Origin of the sequence: Geothrix sp. 21YS21S-2, from assembly GCF_030846775.1 — a bacterium.
In the GTDB taxonomy this organism is placed as follows: Bacteria; Acidobacteriota; Holophagae; order Holophagales; family Holophagaceae; genus Mesoterricola.
The window spans coordinates 232,600-251,774 of record NZ_CP132910.1; the positions used below are offsets into that span (position 1 = coordinate 232,600).

Genomic DNA, 19,175 nt, shown 5'->3' on the forward strand with positions numbered 1-19,175 from the left:
GATGATCCATATCCCCCCCGGAACCGTGGCCGGGCGCCTCCGGGCCCCGGCGTCCAAGAGCCACCTCCAGCGCCTTCTCCTGGCGGCCTCCCGGACCCCGGGCGCAAGCGTCATCCGCCAGCCCGGAAGCTCCGCGGACGGGGCGGCCTGCCTGGGCGTGATCCGGGACCTGGGCGCCCGGGTGCGCGAGGCCGGGGACGTCCTGGAGATCCGCGGCGGGGGGCGGCCCCGGACCGGGAACCTGGACTGCGGCGAATCGGGTTTCTGCCTGCGGGCCGCGGCGGCGGTGGCCGCCCTCCAGGACCTGCCCATGACCCTTTCGGGCCACGGCTCCCTCCTCACCCGCCCCATGGAGATGGTGCTGGACCCCCTGCGCCAGCTGGGCGTGGTCTGCTCCACCCGGGAAGGCTTCCCCCCCATAACCCTGCGCGGGCCCCTGAAGGGGGGCCGCGTGCGCGTGGATGGCCGCGCCAGCAGCCAGTTCCTCAGCGGCCTGCTCCTGGCCCTGCCCGGGGCGGAAGGCGACAGCCGCGTGGAGGTGGAGGGGCTGCGCAGCGGGCCCTACATCCGAATGACCCTGGACGTCCTGGCGGCCTTCGGGGCCCGGGTGGAGGCGTCCCCGGCGCTGGATCTCTTCGTCGTCCCAGGCGGCCAGGCCTTCCGGCCCGTGGATCTGTCCGTGGAAGGGGACTGGTCGGGCGCGGCCTTCCTCCTGGTGGCCGGGGCCGTGGCCGGAGCGGTGGCCGTGGAGGGCCTGAACCCCGACTCGGCCCAGGCGGACCGGGCCATCCTGCACGCCCTGGAGGACGCGGGCGCCGCGCTTCGCTGGGAGGGCGGCGCGCTCCTCCAGGACCGCGCCGACCTGCGCGGCTTCACCTTCGACGCCACCGACTGCCCCGACCTCTTCCCTCCGCTGGCGGCCCTGGCCTGCCACGCCCGGGGCCTCACCCGCCTCAAGGGCGCCAGCCGCCTGAAGGCCAAGGAGAGCGACCGCGCCACGGCCCTGGTGGCCGAGCTCTCGGCCATGGGCGCCACCCTGAAGGTCGAGGGCGACTGGATGGAGATCGAAGGCGGGCCCCTGGAGGGCGGCGCCATCGACCCCCACAACGACCACCGCATGGCCATGGCCTGCGCCGTGGCTGGCCTCCGGAGCGCCCGGGGTGCGACCATGGAGGGCGAGGCCTGCGTGGAGAAGTCCTATCCCGAATTCTTCAGCGATCTGGCTTCCCTGCGAGGTGACGCGTGAACTCATTCGGCCGGACCTTCCGGATGTCGATCCTGGGCGAGTCCCACGGGTCCTGCGTGGGGATCCTCCTGGACGGGTGCCCCGCGGGCCTGTTCCTTGAGCCCGGGGACTTCTCCGCGGACATGGAGCGCCGCAGGGGCGGCTCCGCCCCCGGCACCACCCCCCGGCGCGAGGACGACGCCGCCCTCATCCAGACCGGGATCCTCGGGGGCCGCACCACCGGCGCCCCCATCCTCATCCTGTTCGGCAACAGGAACACGGACTCCGGCGCCTACGAGGCCATCAAGGACACGCCCCGTCCCGGCCACGCGGACTGGGTGGCCCTGAAGAAGTACGGCGGCTTCGCGGACATGCGCGGCAGCGGACACTTCTCGGGCCGGCTCACGGCGGGCCTGGTGGCCGCGGGGGTCGTCGCCAAGAAGCTGCTCGCCCCGGTGCGGGTCGAGGCCCGGCTCCTGGAGGCCGGCGGCAAGGCCGACATCGAGCGCGCCATCCAGGAGGCCATGGCCGCCGGGGACTCCGTGGGCGGCCTCGTGGAGTGCCGCGTCCAGGGCCTGCCGGCGGGCCTGGGCGAGCCCTTCTTCGAGAGCGTGGAGTCCCTGCTGGCCCACGGGGCCTTCTCCATCCCCGCCATCAAGGGCATCGAGTTCGGAATCGGTTTCGGGGCCTGCCGCCTGCGCGGGAGCCAGGTGAACGATCCGATCCTGGACATGGAGGGCCGCACCGCCACCAACAACGCCGGCGGCCTCAACGGCGGCATCACCAACGGCAACGAGCTGGTCTTCCGGGTGGCCGTGAAGCCCACCTCCAGCATCAAGGCACCCCAGACCACCCTGGACCTGCGCACCCAGGCCCCCGCCGAGCTGAAGGTCGGCGGCCGCCACGACGCCTGCATCGCGCTGCGGGTGCCGGTGGTGCTGGAGGCGGTCACGGCCGCGGTGCTGGCGGACCTGATGATCAGGGAAGGGCGGCTGTCGCGGGTGCTTGCGGACGGATGACGCCCGCCTCTCGGAACTTCTCGAACACGGCCTGCGGGTAGAGGGGGATCCGGTCGAAGGCGACGCCCGTCGCGTCCAGCACGGCGTTGCGGATGGCGGGGGCGGGGGAGATGACGGGGCACTCGCCCAGGGCCTTGGAGCCGAAGGAGCCGCCCGCGTCGCAGGTCTCCACGAAGGCGGCGTTGATCTTCGGGGTGTCGAGGATGGTGGGGAGCTTGTAGTCCAGCAGGTTGTTGTTGAGGGTCTTCCCGGTGGCGGGATCCACCAGCAGCTGCTCCAGGAGGGCGGCGCCCAGGGCCATGCTCACGCCGCCGTGGACCTGGCCCTCGGCCAGCTTCGGATTGATGATGCGGCCGGAGTCGTGGATGTTGTACAGCTCCAGGACCTCGACCTTGCCGGTGCGGAGGTCCACCTCCACCTCCACGAAGGTCGTGCCGTAGGCGATGGCGGAGTTCCGCACGTTGGCGGAGACGTCGGCGCGGATGGGGTCGGCGTGGATGCGGTCGTAGTAGGAGTCCATGGCCACCTCCTCGAGGGTGCAGATCTCCCGGCCCAGGGCCTTCTCCACGATGCGGCAGTCCCGGATGTCCAGCTCGAAGGCCGGCAGGCCGCACTTGCGCGCGGCGATGGCCAGGACCTTGGCCCGGGCCTCCAGCGCGGCCTTGCGCACCGCCACGCCGCAGATGCTGGTCTGGCGGGAGGCGTACGAACCCGGGTCGAAGGGCGTGACGTCCGTGTCCTGCGACGTGACCACGTGGACCATGTCCACGGTGATGCCCAGGATCTCCGCGGCCATCTGGGCGAAGGCGGTGTCGCTGCCCTGGCCGATCTCCGTGGCGCCCACCTGCAGGGTGATGGAGCCGTCCTGGTTCATCACGATGCGGGCCCCGCTCAGTTCGAGGCTGAAGGGGAAGGTGCCCGAGGCGTAGCTGAAGCAGGCCATGCCCACGCCCCGGCGGAGGTCCCCGGTCTGGTTCGCGTTGGCCTTCTTCTTCTCGTCCCAGCGGATGAGGGTCCTGCCCTTCTCGATGCACTCGGGCACGCCCATGGAGCGCACCGTGATGCCGGTGAGGGGGTCGGTGTAGCCCACCCCGATGAGGTTGCGCAGGCGGAACGCCATGGGGTCGAGCCTGAGCGCCCGGGCGATGTCCTCCAGGTGGCTCTCCAGGGCGAAGAACACCTGGGGCGAGCCGTAGCCGCGCATGGCCCCGGCCACCGGGAGGTTGGTGGTGACGGTCTTCGGCTCGAACTTCACGGCGTCGAGCTTGTACAGGGACCGGAAGTTGCCGCCCCCCGCCATGGCGATGGAGTGGCCGTGGGAGGCGTAGGCGCCGGAGTTGCTCAGGAGCCTGATGCCGATGGCCTTGAGCTCGCCGTCCTTCGACACGGCGGTCTTCAGGTCCATCCTGAAGGCGTGGCGGGTGCGGGAGTCGATGAAGACCTCCTCCCGCGTGAGGGCGTAGCGCACGGGGCGCCCGCCCACGGCCAGGGCCATGGCGGCCACCAGGGGTTCCACCACCACGTCCTGCTTGGCGCCGAAGCCGCCGCCGATGAAGGGCTTGATCACCTTCACCCGCCCCCAGGGCAGGCCCAGGGCCTGGGCCACCACCCGGCGCACGATGTGCGGGATCTGGGTGGAGGAGTTGATGACGATGCGCCCGTCGGTGTCCACGAAGGCGAAGGCGTTGTGGTTCTCGATGTGGCAGTGCTGCACGACGCTGGTCTCGAAGTGCCCCTCGAAGACGTGGTCGGCCTTCGCCATCTCGGCGTCCAGGTCCCCGAAGCCCACCCCGAAGTCGCTGAGGACGTTCCGGGGCCTGTCCTCGTGGATGAGGGGCGCGCCCTCGGCCATGGCGTCCTCGGGGGTCAGGACGAAGGGGAGGACCTCGTACTCCACCTCGATGAGCGAGAGCGCCTTCTGGGCGGTGAGGAGGTCCACGGCCACCACCGCCGCCACGGCGTCGCCCACGAACCGCGCCTTGTCCGTCAGGATCTGCCGGTCCTGGGCGTCCCGGTGGTGGGGATCCAGGGACCAGGGGTGCCCGGCGGTGCCGAAGGGGCGCCAGGAGGGGTCCCCGGGCACGAGGACGGCCTCGACGCCCGGCAGCGCCCGGGCCCGGGAGGCGTCCACGCGCAGCACCCTGGCGTGGGCGTGGGGACTGCGCAGCACCTTGCCCACCAGCATGTCCCGCTCGAAGAAGTCCTCCGAGTAGCGGGCCCTGCCGGTGACCTTGGCGACGGCGTCCAGGCGCTGGACGCTCGTGCCCACGATTTTCATGCCCATGGCCCACCTCGGAATGAAAAAATTTTACCCCGAACGGCCAAAAAATATATCAATTGATCGGTGGTGGATCCGTCGCACGTGCCCCGGGGGCATCGGCACAAGCCCTTGTTCCGACTGCTTGCATTCCATCCCGGAAGCCCGTAGACTTCCCCCTTAACCGGAGTCCCTCGTGACCCATCGCATGACCAACCTGGCCTGGAACTGGCGCTACTGGCACCAGGGGTCGGGCGTTCGCGTGGGCAGCCTTCGGACATAAGGCATAGAGAACCCAAAGCAAGCATCCCGGCCCACCTTCACGGTGGGCTTTTTCGTATCTAGAGGAAAACATGACACCTGCATCCCCCACATCCACCCCGGCGGCCGCGGCCCCCCTGGTGATCTCCTTCCCGGCGGACCTCACGACCCCCGTGCGGGCCTTCCTGGCCCTCACGGAGCCGGGCCAGGACGCCTACCTGCTGGAGTCCGTCACGGGCGGCGAGTCCCAGGCCCGCTTCTCCTTCATCGGTCTGGACGCGTCGGAGGTCTTCGAGGCGGGGACGGAGGCGGCGCTGGTGCGCGGCGGCGTCCGGGAGGCCCTGCCGGGCCACCCTCTGGCGGCCCTGGAGGCCTGGGCCGCGGCCCTGAAGGTGGAGACTCCCGAGGTCCCGGTGCCCTTCCTGGGCGGGGCGGTGGGCTGGGCGGACTTCAGCGCCTTCGCCCTGGCCGAGCCGGTGCTGGAAGCCTCCTTCCCCGGGGCCCGCAAGCCCAGGCTGCGCTTCGGTCGCTTCGCCTCGGGCCTGGTGCTGGACCACCTCAAGCAGCAGGGCTACCTCTACCACTTCCCCACGGCCGGGGACGGGGAGGCGCGCCTGGCGGAACTGGCCTCCCGCCTGGAAGGGGCCCTGCCCGAGCGGCCCGCCCCGCCGGTCTTCGCGACCACCCGCACCCCGGACCGGGCGCGGTTCGCGCGCAACTTCAAGGCCGCCCAGGAGGCCATCCTCGCCGGGGACGCCTACCAGATCGTGCTGAGCGAGCCCTTCGAGGGGCGCATCGAGGGCGACCCCTTCGAGGTCTACCGGCGGCTGCGGCGCCTGAACCCCTCCCCGTACCACTTCTTCGTGTCCCTGGGGGGCCGCACCCTGGTGGGCGCCTCGCCGGAGATGCTGGTGCGGGTCGAGGGCTCGCAGGTGGCCACCGTGCCCATCGCCGGCACCCGGAGGCGCTCGGGGGACCCGTTGGAGGACGGGCGCCTCGCCGCCGAGCTCAAGGCCGATCCCAAGGAACTGGCGGAGCACGCCATGCTGGTGGACCTGTCCCGCAACGACCTGGGCCGGGTCTGCGCCCACGGCTCGGTGACGGTGCCCGTGCGCGAGCAGGTGGAGATGTTCAGCCACGTCATGCACCTCATCTCCGAGGTGCGCGGCAGCCTGCGCCCGGAGCTCCGGCCCCTGGACGCCCTGTGGAGCACCTTCCCGGCCGGCACGCTCAGCGGCGCCCCCAAGATCCGCGCCACCCAGATACTGGCCGCCCTGGAGGGCGAGGACCGCGGCGCCTACGGCGGCGGGGTGGGGATCCTGGACCGCACCGGCAATCTCGAGATCGCCATCACCATCCGCAGCCTGGAGATCCAGGACGGCGTGGCGCGGTTCCGCGCCGGGGCCGGCATCGTGGCGGATTCGGTGGAGGCTTCGGAGTGGGCGGAGATCCACGCCAAGGCCGGCGTGCTCCTCTCCGCCCTCGGCGTGGAGGTGCACCGATGATCCTGTTCGTCGACAACTACGATTCCTTCACCTACAACCTCGTCTCCATGATCGGGGCCCTGGAGCCCCGCCTGGAGGTGGTGCGCAACGACGCCCTCACGGTGGAGAAGGCCCTGGCCATGGACCTGGACGGCCTGGTCATCTCCCCGGGGCCCGGGCACCCCCGGGACGCCGGCGTCTGCATCGAGCTGGTGCGGGCCCTGGCGCCCAGGGTCCCCATCCTGGGCGTGTGCCTGGGGCACCAGGTGATGGTGGAGGCCTTCGGGGGCCGGGTGGCGAGGGCGGGCCGGCCCATGCACGGGAAGATCTCCCTCATGCCCCACGACGGCTCGGGCCTGCTGGCGGGTTTGCCCGACCCGCTCCAGGTGGGCCGCTACCACTCGCTCGCCGCCGAGGCCGCGAGCCTCCCGGACTGCCTCGCGGTCCAGGGCACGACGGCCGACGGGGAGATCATGGCCGTCCGCCACCGCACCTTCAACTGCCACGGCGTGCAGTTCCACCCGGAGTCCATCCTCACGCCCGACGGCGCGGGGCTGCTGGCCAACTTCGTGGGACTGTGCCAGAACCCCGTCCTGAACTGAGGCCCCCATGATCATCAAGCTCAAGCACCCCGTCCCCGCCCTGGAGGCCCTGGAAGGCGCCCGGCGGCTGGACTTCCCCTTCGGCCTCTTCCTGGCCCTGCTGGGCCCCGGCGGGCCCTCCCTGAAGGAGGTCCAGGCCCTGGAGGGCGTCGAGTGGGCCAAGGCCTCGGGCGCCAAGCCCATCCTGGCGGCCCGGTCCGCGGCGCCCCGGGGCACCCGGGTGGCCCTGGGCCGCGCCGACGTGGGCGGCGAGGCCATCGCCCTCATGGGCGGTCCCTGCTCGGTGGAGGACCGGGAGCAGATCGTCGCCACCGCGAACTACATCGCCGCCTACGGCGCCACCGGCCTCCGGGGCGGGGCCTACAAGCCCCGCACCTCCCCCTACGCCTTCCAGGGGCTGGGGCAGGAGGGGGTCCTGCTGCTGCGCGAGGCGGGGGACGCCTCGGGGCTGCCCGTGATCACCGAGGTGATGGACCCCGCGGACGTGGAGGAGATGCTGCCCTTCGTGGACTGCTTCCAGATCGGCGCCCGGAACATGTCCAGCGCCCCGCTGCTGCGCGCCGTGGGGCGGGCCGGCAAGCCCGTGCTCCTCAAGCGCGGCCCCTCGGCCACCCTGGAGGAGTTCGTGCTGGCCGCGGAGTACGTCCTGCTGGAGGGCAACGCCCGGGTGATCCTCTGCGAGCGCGGCATCCGCACCTTCGAGACGGCCACCCGCAACACCCTCGACCTGAACGCCGTCCCCGTGCTCAAGGCCATGACCCACCTGCCGGTGGTGGTGGACCCCTCCCACGGCACCGGGCGCCGGGACGCCGTGATTCCCATGGCCCGGGCCGCCGTGGCCGCGGGGGCCGACGGGATCATCGTGGAGGTCCACCCCGATCCCGCCAGGGCGCTCAGCGACGGCGCCCAGTCCCTGCATTTCCCCGAGTTCCGCCGCCTCGCGGAGGAGTTGGGCCCCGTGGCCCGGGCCGTGGGCCGGCGCCTGGATCTTCCCCAAAGCCAGTCCGGCGTCCCGTACATCCGGCGCGCCGTGGGCTGGGGATCGGCCAATTGAGGAGCATGCGATGACCAACCCCCTGCACCTTTCCGAGAACCTCTCCCTGGACGGGGCGCGGGCCTTCATGGAGGCCTGCCTCGACCCGGATTCCGACCCCAAGGCCGTGGGCCAGGCCCTCCTGGACCTGAACGGCCGCCCCTTCCGGGGCACCGAACTCACGGCCTTCGCGCAGGTGCTGCGCGGCCACGCCGTGGCCTTCCCGGCCCCCGGGCCCTCCCTGGACACCTGCGGCACCGGCGGCGACGCCCGCCAGGGGGTGCACACGGCCAACCTCTCCACCCTGTCGGCGCTGGCCCTGGCCCACATGGGCGTGGACGTGGTCAAGCACGGGAGCCGCTCGGCGTCGAGCCTCTGCGGGTCCGCGGACCTGCTGGAGGCCCTCGGCCTCGACCTGGCCCGGCCCCTGCCGCTCCTGGAGGCGGACCTGGCCCGCAGCCACTTCGTGTTCCTCTTCGCGCCGCGCTTCCACCCGGTGCTGGCGCGCATGGTGCCCATCCGCCGCGCCCTGGCGGTGCCCACGGTGTTCAACATGCTCGGCCCCCTCCTGAACCCGGCCCGCCCCGCCTACCAGGTGCTGGGCGTGGCCCGGGAGGAGTGGGTGCTTCCCGTGGCCGAGGCCCTGGCGGCCCTGGGCCTGGAGCGGGCCCTGGTGGTGCACGGCACCACCGCCTCGGGCGCGGGCATGGACGAGGCGTCCCTGGAGGGCCCCACCCTGCTGCAGCCGGTGCGAGCCGGGCGCCTCCTTCCCGCCGTGCGCTTCTCGCCCGGGGACGCCGGGGTGCGCGGCGGCCTCGCGCCGGCCGCCGCCGGCTCCCTGGAGGCGTGCGTGGACCTGGCCCGCGGCCTCGCCGGGGGCGCGGGCCACCCGGACTATTCCAGGCGCGTGGCCGAGGAGGTGGCCCTCCAGGCCGCCCTGGGCCTCGCCCTGGTGCGGGACCGGGAGCTGTCCGGCCTGGGAGCCCTGGTGGCCGAGGTGCGGGCCTCCCTGGAGGATGGGCTGCCCCTGCCGTCCCTCCTGTCCCTGGCGGCATAGCCATGGCGGAGATCCTTTCGGCCATCGTGGAGCGGGAGCGCCTGCGCATCGCGGAGCAGGCCTTCCGGACCCCCTTCCGCGCCCATCCCCTGCGGGGCGAGGGCCCCTTCGAGCTGGCCCTGCGCCGGGCGCGCCTGCCGGTCATCGCGGAATTCAAGCGCTCCTCGCCCTCGCTGGGGCCCTTCGCCCTCGACGCGGACCTCGCCTCCCGGCTGGGCGCCTACGCCCGGGGCGGGGCGGCGTGCCTTTCCGTGCTGGCCGAGCCCCACTGGTTCGGCGGGCGCCCGGGTGACATCCCCCTGGCCCTGGGCTTCGGCCTGCCGGTGCTCTACAAGGGCTTCGTCTGCACCCGGAAGCATCTGGAGGAGGCCGTGGCCCTGGGGGCCCAGGCGGTGCTGCTCATCGCCCGGGTGCTGGGCGGCGAGCTCCCGGCCTACGCCTCGGCGGCGCGGGCCCTGGGCCTGGAGCCCCTGGTGGAGCTGCACGCCATCCACGAGATCGCCGCCGCCCAGGAAAGCCGGGCGCGCCTGGTGGGGTGGAACGTGCGCAACCTCGCGGACTTCTCGGAGGGCCCCGCCGACGCGGAACCCCTGCGGCGGGCCTTCCCGGGGGCGCTGCTCATCCGGGAATCGGGCCTGCGCAGCCCGGAGCTGGCCCGGGAGGCCCTGGCCCAGGGCTTCGACGCCCTGCTCATCGGGGAGTCCCTCATGCGCGCCGCGGATCCGGAAGCCTTCCTCCGGGCGGTGCGTCCGTGAAGGCCAAGGTCTGCGGCCTGACCACCCCCGGGGACGTGGCCCTGGCGCTGGCCTCCGGGGCGGACTGGCTGGGCTTCCTCGCCCATCCCGCGAGTCCCCGCCACTGCCCGGATCCCCTCCTGCCCCGGCTGGCCGGGGACCGGGCCGTGCTGGTGGCGGTGGCCGGGGACGCGGCGGAGATCGCCCGGTGGGCGGAGCTCTGCGGCGCCCGGTGGGTGCAGCCGTACCTGCCGGACCGGAGCGGGCTTGAACTCCTGCGGGCCCGCGGGCTGAGCATCCTGCTGCCGTGGCCCGACGAGCCCGGCCAGGAGCCGGCGCCCGCCGACCTGTACCTCTGGGAGACCGGGCCCAAGGCCACCGGTCTCCTGGGCGGGTCCGGCCTGGCCCACGCGGGGGCCCATCCTCCGCCCGGGCCCTTCCTCCTGGCCGGCGGGCTCCGGGGGGACCTGCTGGCGGAGCGCCTCGAGGCGCTGCCCGCGCACATGGACTGCAGGGGCTTCGACGCGGCGAGCCGCCTGGAACGCGCCCCTGGCCTGAAGGATCCCGCCCTGGTGGCGGCGTTCGTGGCCGAAGCACACCGATTGGAGAAGCGATGACGACGGAATTCACCTTGTCCGGACGCTACGGCGACCTGGGACTCGGGGGCTGCTACGCGCCGGAGACCCTCATGCAGCCCCTGCTGGAGCTGGAGGCGGCCTTCGTCTCGGCCCTGGCCGACCCCGGCTTCCAGCGCGAGCTGAAGGAGGAGCTGCGCACCTTCGTGGGCCGGCCCACGGCCCTCACCTCCGCGCCGCGGCTGGCCAGGGAGCTGGGCCTCCACGCCCTCTACCTCAAGCGCGAGGACCTGGCCCACACCGGCGCCCACAAGATCAACAACGCCCTCGGCCAGGCCCTCCTGGCCCGGCGCATGGGCAAGCGCGAGGTCATCGCGGAGACCGGCGCCGGCCAGCACGGCGTGGCCTGCGCCGCGGCCTGCGCGCGCCTGGGCCTATCCTGCACCGTCTACATGGGCGAGGTGGACATGGCCCGCCAGGCCCCGAACGTGGCCCGCATGCGGCTCTTCGGGGCGCAGGTGGTGCCGGTGACCGCGGGCCTGCGCACCCTCAAGGAGGCCGTGAACGAGGCCCTGCGCACCTGGGCGGGGCGCTGCGACAGGGCCCACTACATCCTGGGATCGGCCCTGGGCCCGCATCCCTTCCCGCTCATCGTCCGCAGCTTCCAGAGCGTCATCGGCGAGGAGGCCCGGGCCCAGGTGCTCGAGGCCTGCGGCGAACTGCCCGAGGTGGTGGTGGCCTGCGCGGGGGGCGGCAGCAACGGGCTGGGACTCATGGTGCCGTTCCGGGACGATCCGGTGCGCCTGGTGGCGGTGGAGGCCGGGGGCCACGGCGCGGGCATCGGCGAGCACGCCGCGCGCGTGGGCGGCGGGCGCGTGGGCGTCCTGCACGGCTGCAAAAGCCTCCTGCTCCAGGACGAGCACGGCTGGACAGCCGAGACCGCCAGCATCAGCGCGGGCCTGGACTATCCCTCCATGGGCCCGGAGCTGGCGGCGCTGTGCCTGGAGGGCCGCGTCGAGGCCCTGCGGGCCTCGGACGCCCAGGCCCTGGAAGCGGCCCGGCGCCTCTGCCGCGCCGAGGGCATCCTGCCGGCCCTGGAATCCAGCCACGCCCTGGCCGTCCTGGGGCGGCTCGGGGCGCGCACCGTCCTGGCGGGGCTCTCCGGCCGCGGCGACAAGGACCTCTCCACCTACCAAGCCGCGCTGGGAGCCTGACATGGAACCGATCCTTCCCTTCATCATGGCGGGCGATCCCACGCTTTCAGGCCTTCCGGCGCTGCTCGCGGAATTCCGGGCCCTGGGGGTGGGCACCGTGGAGGTGGGGCTGCCCCATTCCGACCCCGTGGCCGACGGCCCCGTGCTGCAGGCCGCGGCCCACCGCGCCCTGGAGGCCGGCACCTCGCCGCGGCGGGTTCTGGAGACGCTGGCCGGGCTTCCGGGGCCGGACGTCGTCCTGTTCACCTATTTCAATCCGCTGCTGCAGCTGGGGGACGACCTGGAGCGGCTCCTGGCGCCCACCCCCGTGAGGAGCCTGCTGGTGGTGGACCTCCCCTTCGGCGAGGAGCCCGCGTGGGAGGAGCGCCTGCGGGCCGCGGGCTACCCCATCGTGCCCCTGCTGACCCCCACCACGCCCCTGGCCAGGGCCCGGCAGCTCCTGGCCTCCCGGCCCGACCCGGGCCCCGGGCATCCCTTCGCCCAGCGCTTCGCCTACGTGGTGGCGCGCCTGGGGGTGACCGGCACGGGGCAGGGCACCGACCTGGGCCCGGTGGCCGAGCGCCTGGAGGCCCTGCGCGGCGCCACGGACCGCCCGCTGGCCGTGGGCTTCGGCCTGGACGACCCCGGGAGCCTGGAGCGCGTGCGGGCCCTGGGCGCGGTGCCCGTGGTCGGCTCCGCCCTGGTGGCCGCGCTGGCGGGAGGCGCCCCGCTGGGCGCCTTCCTGGGGCCGCGGCTGCCGGTCACCGGACCGTGAGCTGCTTTCCCTCGGGGCTTTCCAGGTAGTCCAGGAGCCGGCGGAGGCTGGCGCTGGGCTTCTTCCCCTTGATGACCAGGAGGACCGGCCGGGTGATGGCCGGGGTGACGGGGCTGTTGACCTTGAGGCTCTCCTGGGAGGCCTTGGGGGCGAAGCCGATGGAATGGGACGTGGCCGCGACGGCCTGCACCAGGGTGACGCCCGCCGGGAAGGTCCACTTGGCGGGCCCGAAGGGCGCGCCGCCGAGTATCTGGCCGCGGAAGGTGTCGTTGGTGGCGATCTGGGTGGGATCCAGGAGCAGGACGATGGGGGCGTCGTCCCCGCCCACCTGCTTCCAGTTGGTGGTCTTCCCGCTGAAGATGCCCTGCAGCTCCTCCCGGCCGAGCTCCAACAGGAGCACGTCGGGGCTGGTGACCACCTGGATCTGGTCGATGCCGATCTGGAACCGGGTGATCTCCTCCTCGGAGGGCACCCGGAGGTTCTTGGCCTTGATGGAGGCCACCCAGTCCTCCCAGGTGAGGCCGCCCGAGGCGGCTTCCACCTGCCCGGCGTCCAGGAGGCGCCAGGCTTCGGGGCTGCGGGCGTCCTTGAGGACCAGGTGGATGCCCGTGGCCTTCTCGAAGGTCCCCTGGATGCGGTTGAAGATGTTCTGGGCGGGCGTGATGCCCACCGCCAGGACGAGGTCCTGGGCCCGGAGGCAGATGGCGGCGAAGGCGATGATGCAGATCCGGCCCACGTTCATGGGAACTCCTTATAGGCTGGAGGAAACGTTCGTCCTGCAGATCGTCACCCCTCCCTTATCGGAGTCTTCGTGATTCTCTTGATTTCCTCAGCGAAGAAATTGGATTTCGACCGGCCCGTCCCGGAGGTCCCCATTTCCCTCCCGGTCCACCTCCCGCAGGCCCGGACGCTGGCGGGCCTCCTGAAAAAGCTGGATCTGGGAGCCCTGGGCAAGCTCATGGCCATGTCCGAGGACTTGGCCGCTCTGACGGCAGGCCGCTACCGGGCCTGGAAACCCCCGTTCAGCCCGGCCAACGCCCGGCCGGCCGCCCTCGCCTACAGCGGGGAGGCCTTCAACGGGCTGGGCGCCACCGGCATGGACGCCGCGGACCTCGCCTTCGCCCAGGACCGCCTGCGCATCCTTTCGGGCCTCTACGGCCTGCTTCGCCCCCTGGACCTCATCCAGCCCTACCGCCTCGAGATGGGCGCGCGCCTGCCCAACCCCAAGGGCCCCGACCTCTACGCCTTCTGGGAAGGGACGCTCACCCGGGCCCTGAAGGCGGCCCTGGACGGAGGCCCCCTGGTGAACCTCGCGTCCGGGGAGTTCTCCCGGGCCGTGGCGCTCCCGGCCCGCACCTTGACGCCGGTGTTCCTGGACGGCGGCAAGGTGGTGAGCTTCCACGCCAAGCGGGCCCGGGGCCTCATGTGCCGCTTCGCCATCCTGAACCGGATCAGGGAACCCGAAGGGCTCAAGTCTTTCGACTCGGAGGGCTACGCTTTCGACCCCAAGGACAGCACCGGCGACCGCTGGGTCTTCCGGCGATAGGCTTTTCCAGGGGTGGTGCCGATCTTCGAGATCAAGGCCGCGAACCGAGGGGCCCAATTTCCAGGACTTCCCGGATTCCGGATCAGAGGAACTGTCCCGCCTTCCCCGCTTCCCGCGGCACGCCGTTCACGAACACCTCCAGGATCCCCTCCGCAGCCAGGCCGGGGTGCTCGTAGGTGGCCATGTCGCGCACCTTGGCCGGATCGAACAGGACCAGGTCCGCGTGGCACCCGGGCTTGACCAGGCCCCGGCCCGCAAGGCCGAAGACCTCCGCGGGCAGGCCCGTCATCCTGTGCACGGCCTGCTCCAGGGTGAAGAGGTTGCGCTCGGCCACGTACACGCGGAGGAAGCGCGCGAAGGTGCCCCAGAGGCGGGGATGGGGATGGACGTCGTGGGGCAGGCCGTCGGAGCCGACCATGCAGCGGTCGAAGGCCAGGAAGCGCTCCACGTCGGCCTCGTCCATGTGGAAGTAGATGGCTCCCCCGGGCTTGAGGCGCTCCAGGGCCTGGGCCTCGGTGCAGCCCCAGCCCTTGGCCACCTGGGCCAGGGTGTGGCCCGCGGCCTTGGGATGGGGCAGGGACCAGGAGACCAGCACCTTGCTGGACTGGGAGGCGAAGGCCGGGTCCAGCACCGTGGAGCCCGCGGTGTAGGGGTAGGCGTCGATGGCGAAGGGGACCCCGGCGCCCTCCTCCGCGTAGAGGCGCAGGAGCTCGCTGCTGCGGCCGCGGTTGGCCCGGCCTGCGACCTTCTGGTGGCTGAGCACCAGGAAGGCCCCGGATTCCCGGGCGCAGCGGAAGGCTTCGCGGGTGGCGCCGGCCACGCCGTCGAACTCGTCGCGCACGTGCATGGCGAGGCGGCCGCCGTGCCTCGCCGCGGCCCGGGCCAGGGCCACCACCTCGGCGGTGTCGGCGCCGCTGTTCGTGGGGTAGGCCAGGCCGGTGCTGAGGCCGCGGGCGCCGGCCTCCATGGCCTCCTCCACGTCCCGCACCATGGCCCGCAGCTGCCCGGGGTCCGCGGGCCCCGACCAGTCCTCCATGGTGCGCACGCGCAGGGTTCCGTGGCCCACCAGGGCGGCCACGTTGGTGGCGAGCGGGGCGTCCTGGAGGGCCCGGGCGTAGGCGGCGAAGGTGGGGAACGTGAAGTCCTCCGCACCGCCCAGGAGGTCGAGGGGGGCGGGGGGGGCCTGGAGGGGGGAAAGGGGCGCCAGGCTGATGCCGCAGTTTCCCACCACCACGGTGGTGACCCCCTGGCTCGACTTGGGGAGGATGGAATCCGCGCGGAACACGGCGCGGTCGTCGTGCGTGTGGGTGTCGATGAACCCCGGGGCGAGCACCTGGCCCTGCGCGTCCAGCACCGCCGCGGCGCGGGCCGGGCCCAGGTCCCCCACGGCATGGATGCGGCCGTCCAGGAGCCCCACGTCGGCCTTGAAGCGGGGGCCTCCCGTCCCGTCCACCACCAGGGCGTTCCGGATCAGGGTGTCGAAGACGGGCTGGGGGGCGTCCATGTCATTGCCAGGATACCTGAGATTGCGTATCATTGGGTACTTCCGAGAGGCGCTGCAAGGCATCTCCATGTCCCAGGCTCGGAAGCCTGTGCTCCCAACGGCGCTTACCTTGAAACCTCAGCCGGGTTCGCGGGTAGGCGCGGGATCGCCGCCCGGTGTCCCCACCCGGCAGCCGCCCAGGAGTTCCCATGACCGCCACCACCACCGACTTCCAGGTCGCCGACCTGTCCCTGGCCCCCTGGGGCCGCCGCGAGATCGCCATCGCCGAGACTGAGATGCCCGGCCTCATGGCCATCCGCGAGGAGTACGCGGGAGCCCAGCCCCTCAAGGGCGCGCGCATCGCGGGCTCGCTGCACATGACCATCCAGACCGCGGTGCTCATCGAGACCCTGATCGCCCTGGGCGCCGAGGTGCGCTGGGCCTCCTGCAACATCTTCTCCACCCAGGACCACGCCGCCGCCGCCATCGCCCAGGGCGGCACCCCGGTCTTCGCCCTCAAGGGCGAGAGCCTGGACGACTACTGGGACTTCACGCACCGCATCTTCGCCTTCAAGGAGGGCGCGGCCAACATGATCCTGGACGACGGCGGGGACGCCACCCTCCTGGTGCACCTGGGCGCCCGGGCCGAGAAGGACGCCTCCCTGCTGGACAACCCCGGCAACGAGGAGGAGCGGGCGCTGTACGGCGCCATCCGCCGCACCCTGGCCACCGATCCCGGCTTCTACTCCCGGCAGCTGGCCGGCATCAGGGGCGTCACCGAGGAGACCACCACGGGCGTCCACCGCCTCTACCAGATGGCCGAGAAGGGCGAGCTGAAGTTCCCCGCCATCAACGTCAACGACTCCGTGACCAAGTCCAAGTTCGACAATCTCTACGGCTGCCGCGAGTCCCTGGTGGACGGCATCAAGCGCGCCACCGACGTCATGATCGCCGGCAAGGTCGCCCTCATCTGCGGCTACGGCGACGTCGGCAAGGGCTGCGCCCAGGCCATGCGCGCGCTGAGCGCCCAGGTGTGGGTGACCGAGATCGACCCCATCTGCGCCCTGCAGGCCGCCATGGAGGGCTACCGGGTCGTGACCATGGACTACGCCGCCGACAAGGCCGACATCTTCGTCACCGCCACCGGCAACCACCACGTCATCGACCACGCCCACATGGCGAAGATGAAGGACCAGGCCATCGTCTGCAACATCGGCCACTTCGACAGCGAGATCAACATCGCCTCGCTGGAAGGCTACCGTTGGGAGGAGATCAAGCCCCAGGTGGACCACGTCATCTTCCCCGACGGCAAGCGCATCATCCTGCTGGCCAAGGGCCGCCTGGTGAACCTGGGCTGCGGCACCGGCCACCCCTCCTACGTCATGAGCTCCAGCTTCGCCAACCAGACCCTGGCCCAGATCGAGCTGTGGACGAAGAAGGGCGAGTACGCGGTCGGCGTCTACACCCTGCCCAAGAAGCTCGACGAGCACGTGGCGAGGCTCCAGCTGAAGAAGCTCAACGCCCAGCTCACGGAGCTCTCCGAGACCCAGGCGAAGTACATCAACGTTCCCGTGGAAGGGCCCTTCAAGCCCGAGCACTACCGGTACTAGTGCTCTTCGACGCGCACTGCCACCTCCAGGACGAGCGCTTCGGCGCCGGGCTGGAGGCGGTGCTGCGCCGGGCCGCCCAGGCCGGGGTGACGCACATGGTCTGCTGCGGCACCCGGGAAGGCGACTGGGACCGGGTGCTGGAGCTGGGCCGCCGGCCGGAGATCCTTCCCATGGCGGGCCTGCATCCCTGGTACGTGGACGGCGCGTCCCCGGGCTGGGCGGCGCGGCTGGAGGCGGCCTTCGACGCCGGCGCCGGCGCGGGCGAATGCGGCCTCGACTTCTCCGACGGCAGGCCCTCCCGGGAGCTCCAGGAGGAAGCCCTGCGCGCCCAGCTCGCCCTGGCCATCCGGCGCGACCTCCCGGTCTCCCTGCACTGCGTGAAGGCTGCGGGGCGCCTGCTGGAGATCCTCCGGGAGACCGGCCTCCCCGCCTCGGGCGGCCTCGTGCACGCCTTCTCCGGCGCCCCCGAGGTGGCCCTGGAGTTCCAGGCCCTCGGCCTGCACCTGTCCTTCGGGCGCGCCCTCACCGTTCCCGGCGCGAGGCGGGCCCACGCCTCCCTGGCGGCGCTGCGTGAGGACCGGATCCTCTTCGAGACGGATTCCCCCGACCTGCCCCCGGAGGGAGTGACCGGCCCCAACGAACCCGCCAACCTGGCGCGGATCGCCGCCGCTTCCCCCCGCCCGGTGCCCGCCCATGAAAACGCTTCGCGCCTCTTCAGGAGATGGTTGAGATGAGATGGTACGCCCGCACCGAACAGCTCCTGGGCGCCGAGCCCCTGGCCCGGCTCCAGGACGCGCGGGTGGCCGTCTTCGGCCTGGGGGGCGTGGGGTCGTACGCCGTGGAGGCCCTGGCCCGCGCCGGGGTCGGGCACTTCCGCCTGGTCGACTACGGCGCGGTGGACGCCACGAACATCAACCGCCAGCTCTTCGCCCTGCACTCCACCCTCGGCCGGAAGAAGGCGGACCTGGCCGCGGAGCGCATCCTGGACATCAACCCGGACTGCGACGTGGACGCGCGGCCCGGATTCCTGGACCCGGACACCGTGGACGGCTTCCTGGACCCGCGCCCCGACATGGTGGTGGACGCCATCGACTCCCTCAACTCCAAGGTCACCCTCCTGGAGGCCGTGCACCGGCTGGGCATCCCCGTGGTCTCCAGCATGGGCGCCGGCGGCAGGATGGACGCGTCCCAGGTGCGGGTCGGGGACATCTCCGAGACCCTCATCTGCCCCCTGGCGCGGGTCGTGAGGCTGCGCCTGCGCAGGCGGGGCGTGGCCTCGGGCATCCCCTGCGTGTACTCCGTGGAGCCCGCCCTCAACACGACGCCCTACGAACCCGCGGACGTGGGCGAGCACCACGGCACCGGCCGCAAGCGCCAGCCCATCGGGACGGTGTCGTACATGCCGGCGCTGTTCGGGCTGCGGGTGGCGCAGGAAGTGATCCGGAGGCTCCTAGGCTAGATGCCCCGCCACCCAGGCCGCCACCGGGATGCTCAATCCATTTCCCAGCAGCTTGTAGCGCCCCTCAGCGGACACCTCCTCCGGGAACGCCGGGGGAGGCTCCCACCCCAGCAGCCGCGCGGTCTCGGCCACCGAGAACCGGCGCACGCCGCGCTCCGTCTCCAGGAAGGACCCGCTGCCGACGTAGCGCCGACCGTAGCCGCCGATGAAGCATGCGGTGCGCGTGGCGTCCTCCGTCACCAGATCCAGGCCGGGCCGGTGCCGGAGGGCTTCGCCCAGGTAGAGGCCGGGGTCCTCGACAGGGTCCAGGAACCCCCGCAGGGGCGCCGTCGGGAGGCCGGGGAGCTCCCGTCCCTCCAGGGTCCTCCGGGAGGCCACCACGAAGGCCCGGGGCCGCTGGTTGGGCAGGCCGAAGCGCTGGGGGTCGAGGGTGTATTCCAGCGCATGGAAGCCGCCCTCCCGGAGCCGGTCCGTGAGCAGGGCGTGGGCCCCGGAGCCCAGGAAGCCCTCCACGGACTCCAGCACCAGGTGCTCCGGCGGGTGCGCCGCCAGGAGCTCCATCAGGCGGAGGAAGGCCCGGGAGCGCGGGTCCTCCAGATCCTGGCGGTTCCCCATGCGGCAGAAGGGCTGGCAGGGCGGGCTCATCGCCCAGGTGTCGGCCCCGTGCCGCAGGATTTCCGCGGCGGGCACGGTGGCCAGCTCCCGGGCGGTGGGACGTTCGCCCCAGATGCGGGCGTAGGTGGCCAGGGCCGGCGGGCTGATGTCGTAGGCCGCCGCGATCGTGGCACGTGCGCCGAAGGCGCGGCGCCAGCCGCCCATGCCCGCGAAGAACTCGATGACGCGAAGGTGCCCCATGGCGACC

General features: G+C 72.5%; 18 protein-coding genes and 1 riboswitch. Of the genes, 14 read left to right on the top strand and 4 right to left on the bottom strand.

The features are described 5' to 3' along the window. Position 1 precedes the first annotated feature (1 nt). Positions 2 to 1,246, top strand: a complete 1,245-nt coding sequence (aroA, locus tag RAH40_RS01080) for a 3-phosphoshikimate 1-carboxyvinyltransferase (RefSeq protein ID WP_306600193.1) — start codon at positions 2 to 4, stop codon at positions 1,244 to 1,246. Continuing rightward, the gene (locus RAH40_RS01085) at positions 1,243 to 2,244 is read left to right on the top strand and encodes a chorismate synthase (protein ID WP_306600194.1); all 1,002 of its coding nucleotides are present in this window, start codon (positions 1,243 to 1,245) and stop codon (positions 2,242 to 2,244) included. The genes aroA and RAH40_RS01085 overlap by 4 nt, the downstream gene beginning before the upstream one ends. On the opposite strand, the gene xdhA is transcribed toward RAH40_RS01085, so the two are convergent. Further along, a complete protein-coding gene (gene xdhA, locus RAH40_RS01090) occupies positions 2,204 to 4,528 on the bottom strand; it encodes a xanthine dehydrogenase molybdenum-binding subunit XdhA (RefSeq protein ID WP_306600195.1) in 2,325 nt (774 codons plus the stop codon). The genes RAH40_RS01085 and xdhA overlap by 41 nt on opposite strands. Positions 4,529 to 4,854: 326 nt before the next feature. Between xdhA and RAH40_RS01095 the strand changes: the two genes are divergently transcribed. Genes RAH40_RS01095 through trpA form a run of 8 tightly spaced genes read left to right on the top strand, consistent with a single transcriptional unit; the run spans position 4,855 to position 12,215 of the window. Beyond that, positions 4,855 to 6,267 (top strand): anthranilate synthase component I family protein, encoded by a 1,413-nt coding sequence (locus tag RAH40_RS01095; RefSeq protein ID WP_306600196.1) that lies wholly within the window; start codon positions 4,855 to 4,857, stop codon positions 6,265 to 6,267. Continuing rightward, positions 6,264 to 6,848, top strand: a complete 585-nt coding sequence (locus RAH40_RS01100; RefSeq protein WP_306600197.1) for an aminodeoxychorismate/anthranilate synthase component II — start codon at positions 6,264 to 6,266, stop codon at positions 6,846 to 6,848. The genes RAH40_RS01095 and RAH40_RS01100 overlap by 4 nt, the downstream gene beginning before the upstream one ends. 7 nt (positions 6,849 to 6,855) lie before the next feature. After that, a complete protein-coding gene (aroF, locus tag RAH40_RS01105) occupies positions 6,856 to 7,902 on the top strand; it encodes a 3-deoxy-7-phosphoheptulonate synthase (RefSeq protein ID WP_306600198.1) in 1,047 nt (348 codons plus the stop codon). Between the two features lie 10 nt (positions 7,903 to 7,912). Continuing rightward, entirely contained in the window at positions 7,913 to 8,938 is a 1,026-nt protein-coding gene (gene trpD / locus RAH40_RS01110) for an anthranilate phosphoribosyltransferase (RefSeq protein ID WP_306600200.1), read from the top strand. 2 nt (positions 8,939 to 8,940) lie between these two features. After that, positions 8,941 to 9,693, top strand: coding sequence for an indole-3-glycerol phosphate synthase TrpC (locus RAH40_RS01115; RefSeq protein ID WP_306600201.1), 753 nt, complete (start codon positions 8,941 to 8,943; stop codon positions 9,691 to 9,693). Then, complete coding sequence (locus RAH40_RS01120; protein WP_306600202.1) at positions 9,690 to 10,289, top strand: hypothetical protein; 600 nt, start codon at positions 9,690 to 9,692, stop codon at positions 10,287 to 10,289. Before RAH40_RS01115 ends, RAH40_RS01120 begins: the two co-directional genes overlap by 4 nt. Next, positions 10,286 to 11,461, top strand: coding sequence for a tryptophan synthase subunit beta (gene trpB, locus RAH40_RS01125; RefSeq protein ID WP_306600203.1), 1,176 nt, complete (start codon positions 10,286 to 10,288; stop codon positions 11,459 to 11,461). Before RAH40_RS01120 ends, trpB begins: the two co-directional genes overlap by 4 nt. A gap of 1 nt (position 11,462) precedes the next feature. Next, complete coding sequence (trpA, locus tag RAH40_RS01130) at positions 11,463 to 12,215, top strand: tryptophan synthase subunit alpha (RefSeq protein ID WP_306600205.1); 753 nt, start codon at positions 11,463 to 11,465, stop codon at positions 12,213 to 12,215. On the opposite strand, the gene RAH40_RS01135 is transcribed toward trpA, so the two are convergent. Then, the gene (locus RAH40_RS01135; RefSeq protein WP_306600206.1) at positions 12,202 to 12,957 is read right to left on the bottom strand and encodes a substrate-binding domain-containing protein; all 756 of its coding nucleotides are present in this window, start codon (positions 12,955 to 12,957) and stop codon (positions 12,202 to 12,204) included. The two genes, trpA and RAH40_RS01135, sit on opposite strands and share 14 nt — an antisense overlap. A gap of 69 nt (positions 12,958 to 13,026) precedes the next feature. On the opposite strand from RAH40_RS01135, the gene RAH40_RS01140 reads away from it, so the two are divergent. Continuing rightward, entirely contained in the window at positions 13,027 to 13,761 is a 735-nt protein-coding gene (locus RAH40_RS01140) for a YaaA family protein (protein WP_306600207.1), read from the top strand. 82 nt (positions 13,762 to 13,843) lie between these two features. Here the strand turns inward: RAH40_RS01140 and RAH40_RS01145 are convergent, their stop codons facing one another. After that, a complete protein-coding gene (locus RAH40_RS01145) occupies positions 13,844 to 15,265 on the bottom strand; it encodes an amidohydrolase family protein (protein ID WP_306600208.1) in 1,422 nt (473 codons plus the stop codon). 38 nt (positions 15,266 to 15,303) lie between these two features. Continuing rightward, a riboswitch (S-adenosyl-L-homocysteine riboswitch) is annotated at positions 15,304 to 15,378 on the top strand. Between the two features lie 75 nt (positions 15,379 to 15,453). Here RAH40_RS01145 and ahcY point away from each other — a divergent pair. The 3 genes from ahcY to RAH40_RS01160 are packed head-to-tail and all read left to right on the top strand — an operon-like array spanning position 15,454 to position 18,313. Next, on the top strand, positions 15,454 to 16,854 hold the full coding sequence (ahcY, locus tag RAH40_RS01150) for an adenosylhomocysteinase (protein ID WP_306600209.1): 1,401 nt from the start codon (positions 15,454 to 15,456) through the stop codon (positions 16,852 to 16,854). Beyond that, positions 16,854 to 17,588: a TatD family hydrolase gene (locus RAH40_RS01155; RefSeq protein WP_306600210.1), complete on the top strand. Its 735-nt coding sequence runs from the start codon at positions 16,854 to 16,856 to the stop codon at positions 17,586 to 17,588. The genes ahcY and RAH40_RS01155 overlap by 1 nt, the downstream gene beginning before the upstream one ends. Next, entirely contained in the window at positions 17,585 to 18,313 is a 729-nt protein-coding gene (locus RAH40_RS01160) for a tRNA threonylcarbamoyladenosine dehydratase (protein ID WP_306600211.1), read from the top strand. The genes RAH40_RS01155 and RAH40_RS01160 overlap by 4 nt, the downstream gene beginning before the upstream one ends. On the opposite strand, the gene RAH40_RS01165 is transcribed toward RAH40_RS01160, so the two are convergent. After that, the gene (locus RAH40_RS01165) at positions 18,305 to 19,168 is read right to left on the bottom strand and encodes a DNA cytosine methyltransferase (RefSeq protein WP_306600212.1); all 864 of its coding nucleotides are present in this window, start codon (positions 19,166 to 19,168) and stop codon (positions 18,305 to 18,307) included. The genes RAH40_RS01160 and RAH40_RS01165 overlap by 9 nt on opposite strands. Positions 19,169 to 19,175 lie beyond the last annotated feature (7 nt).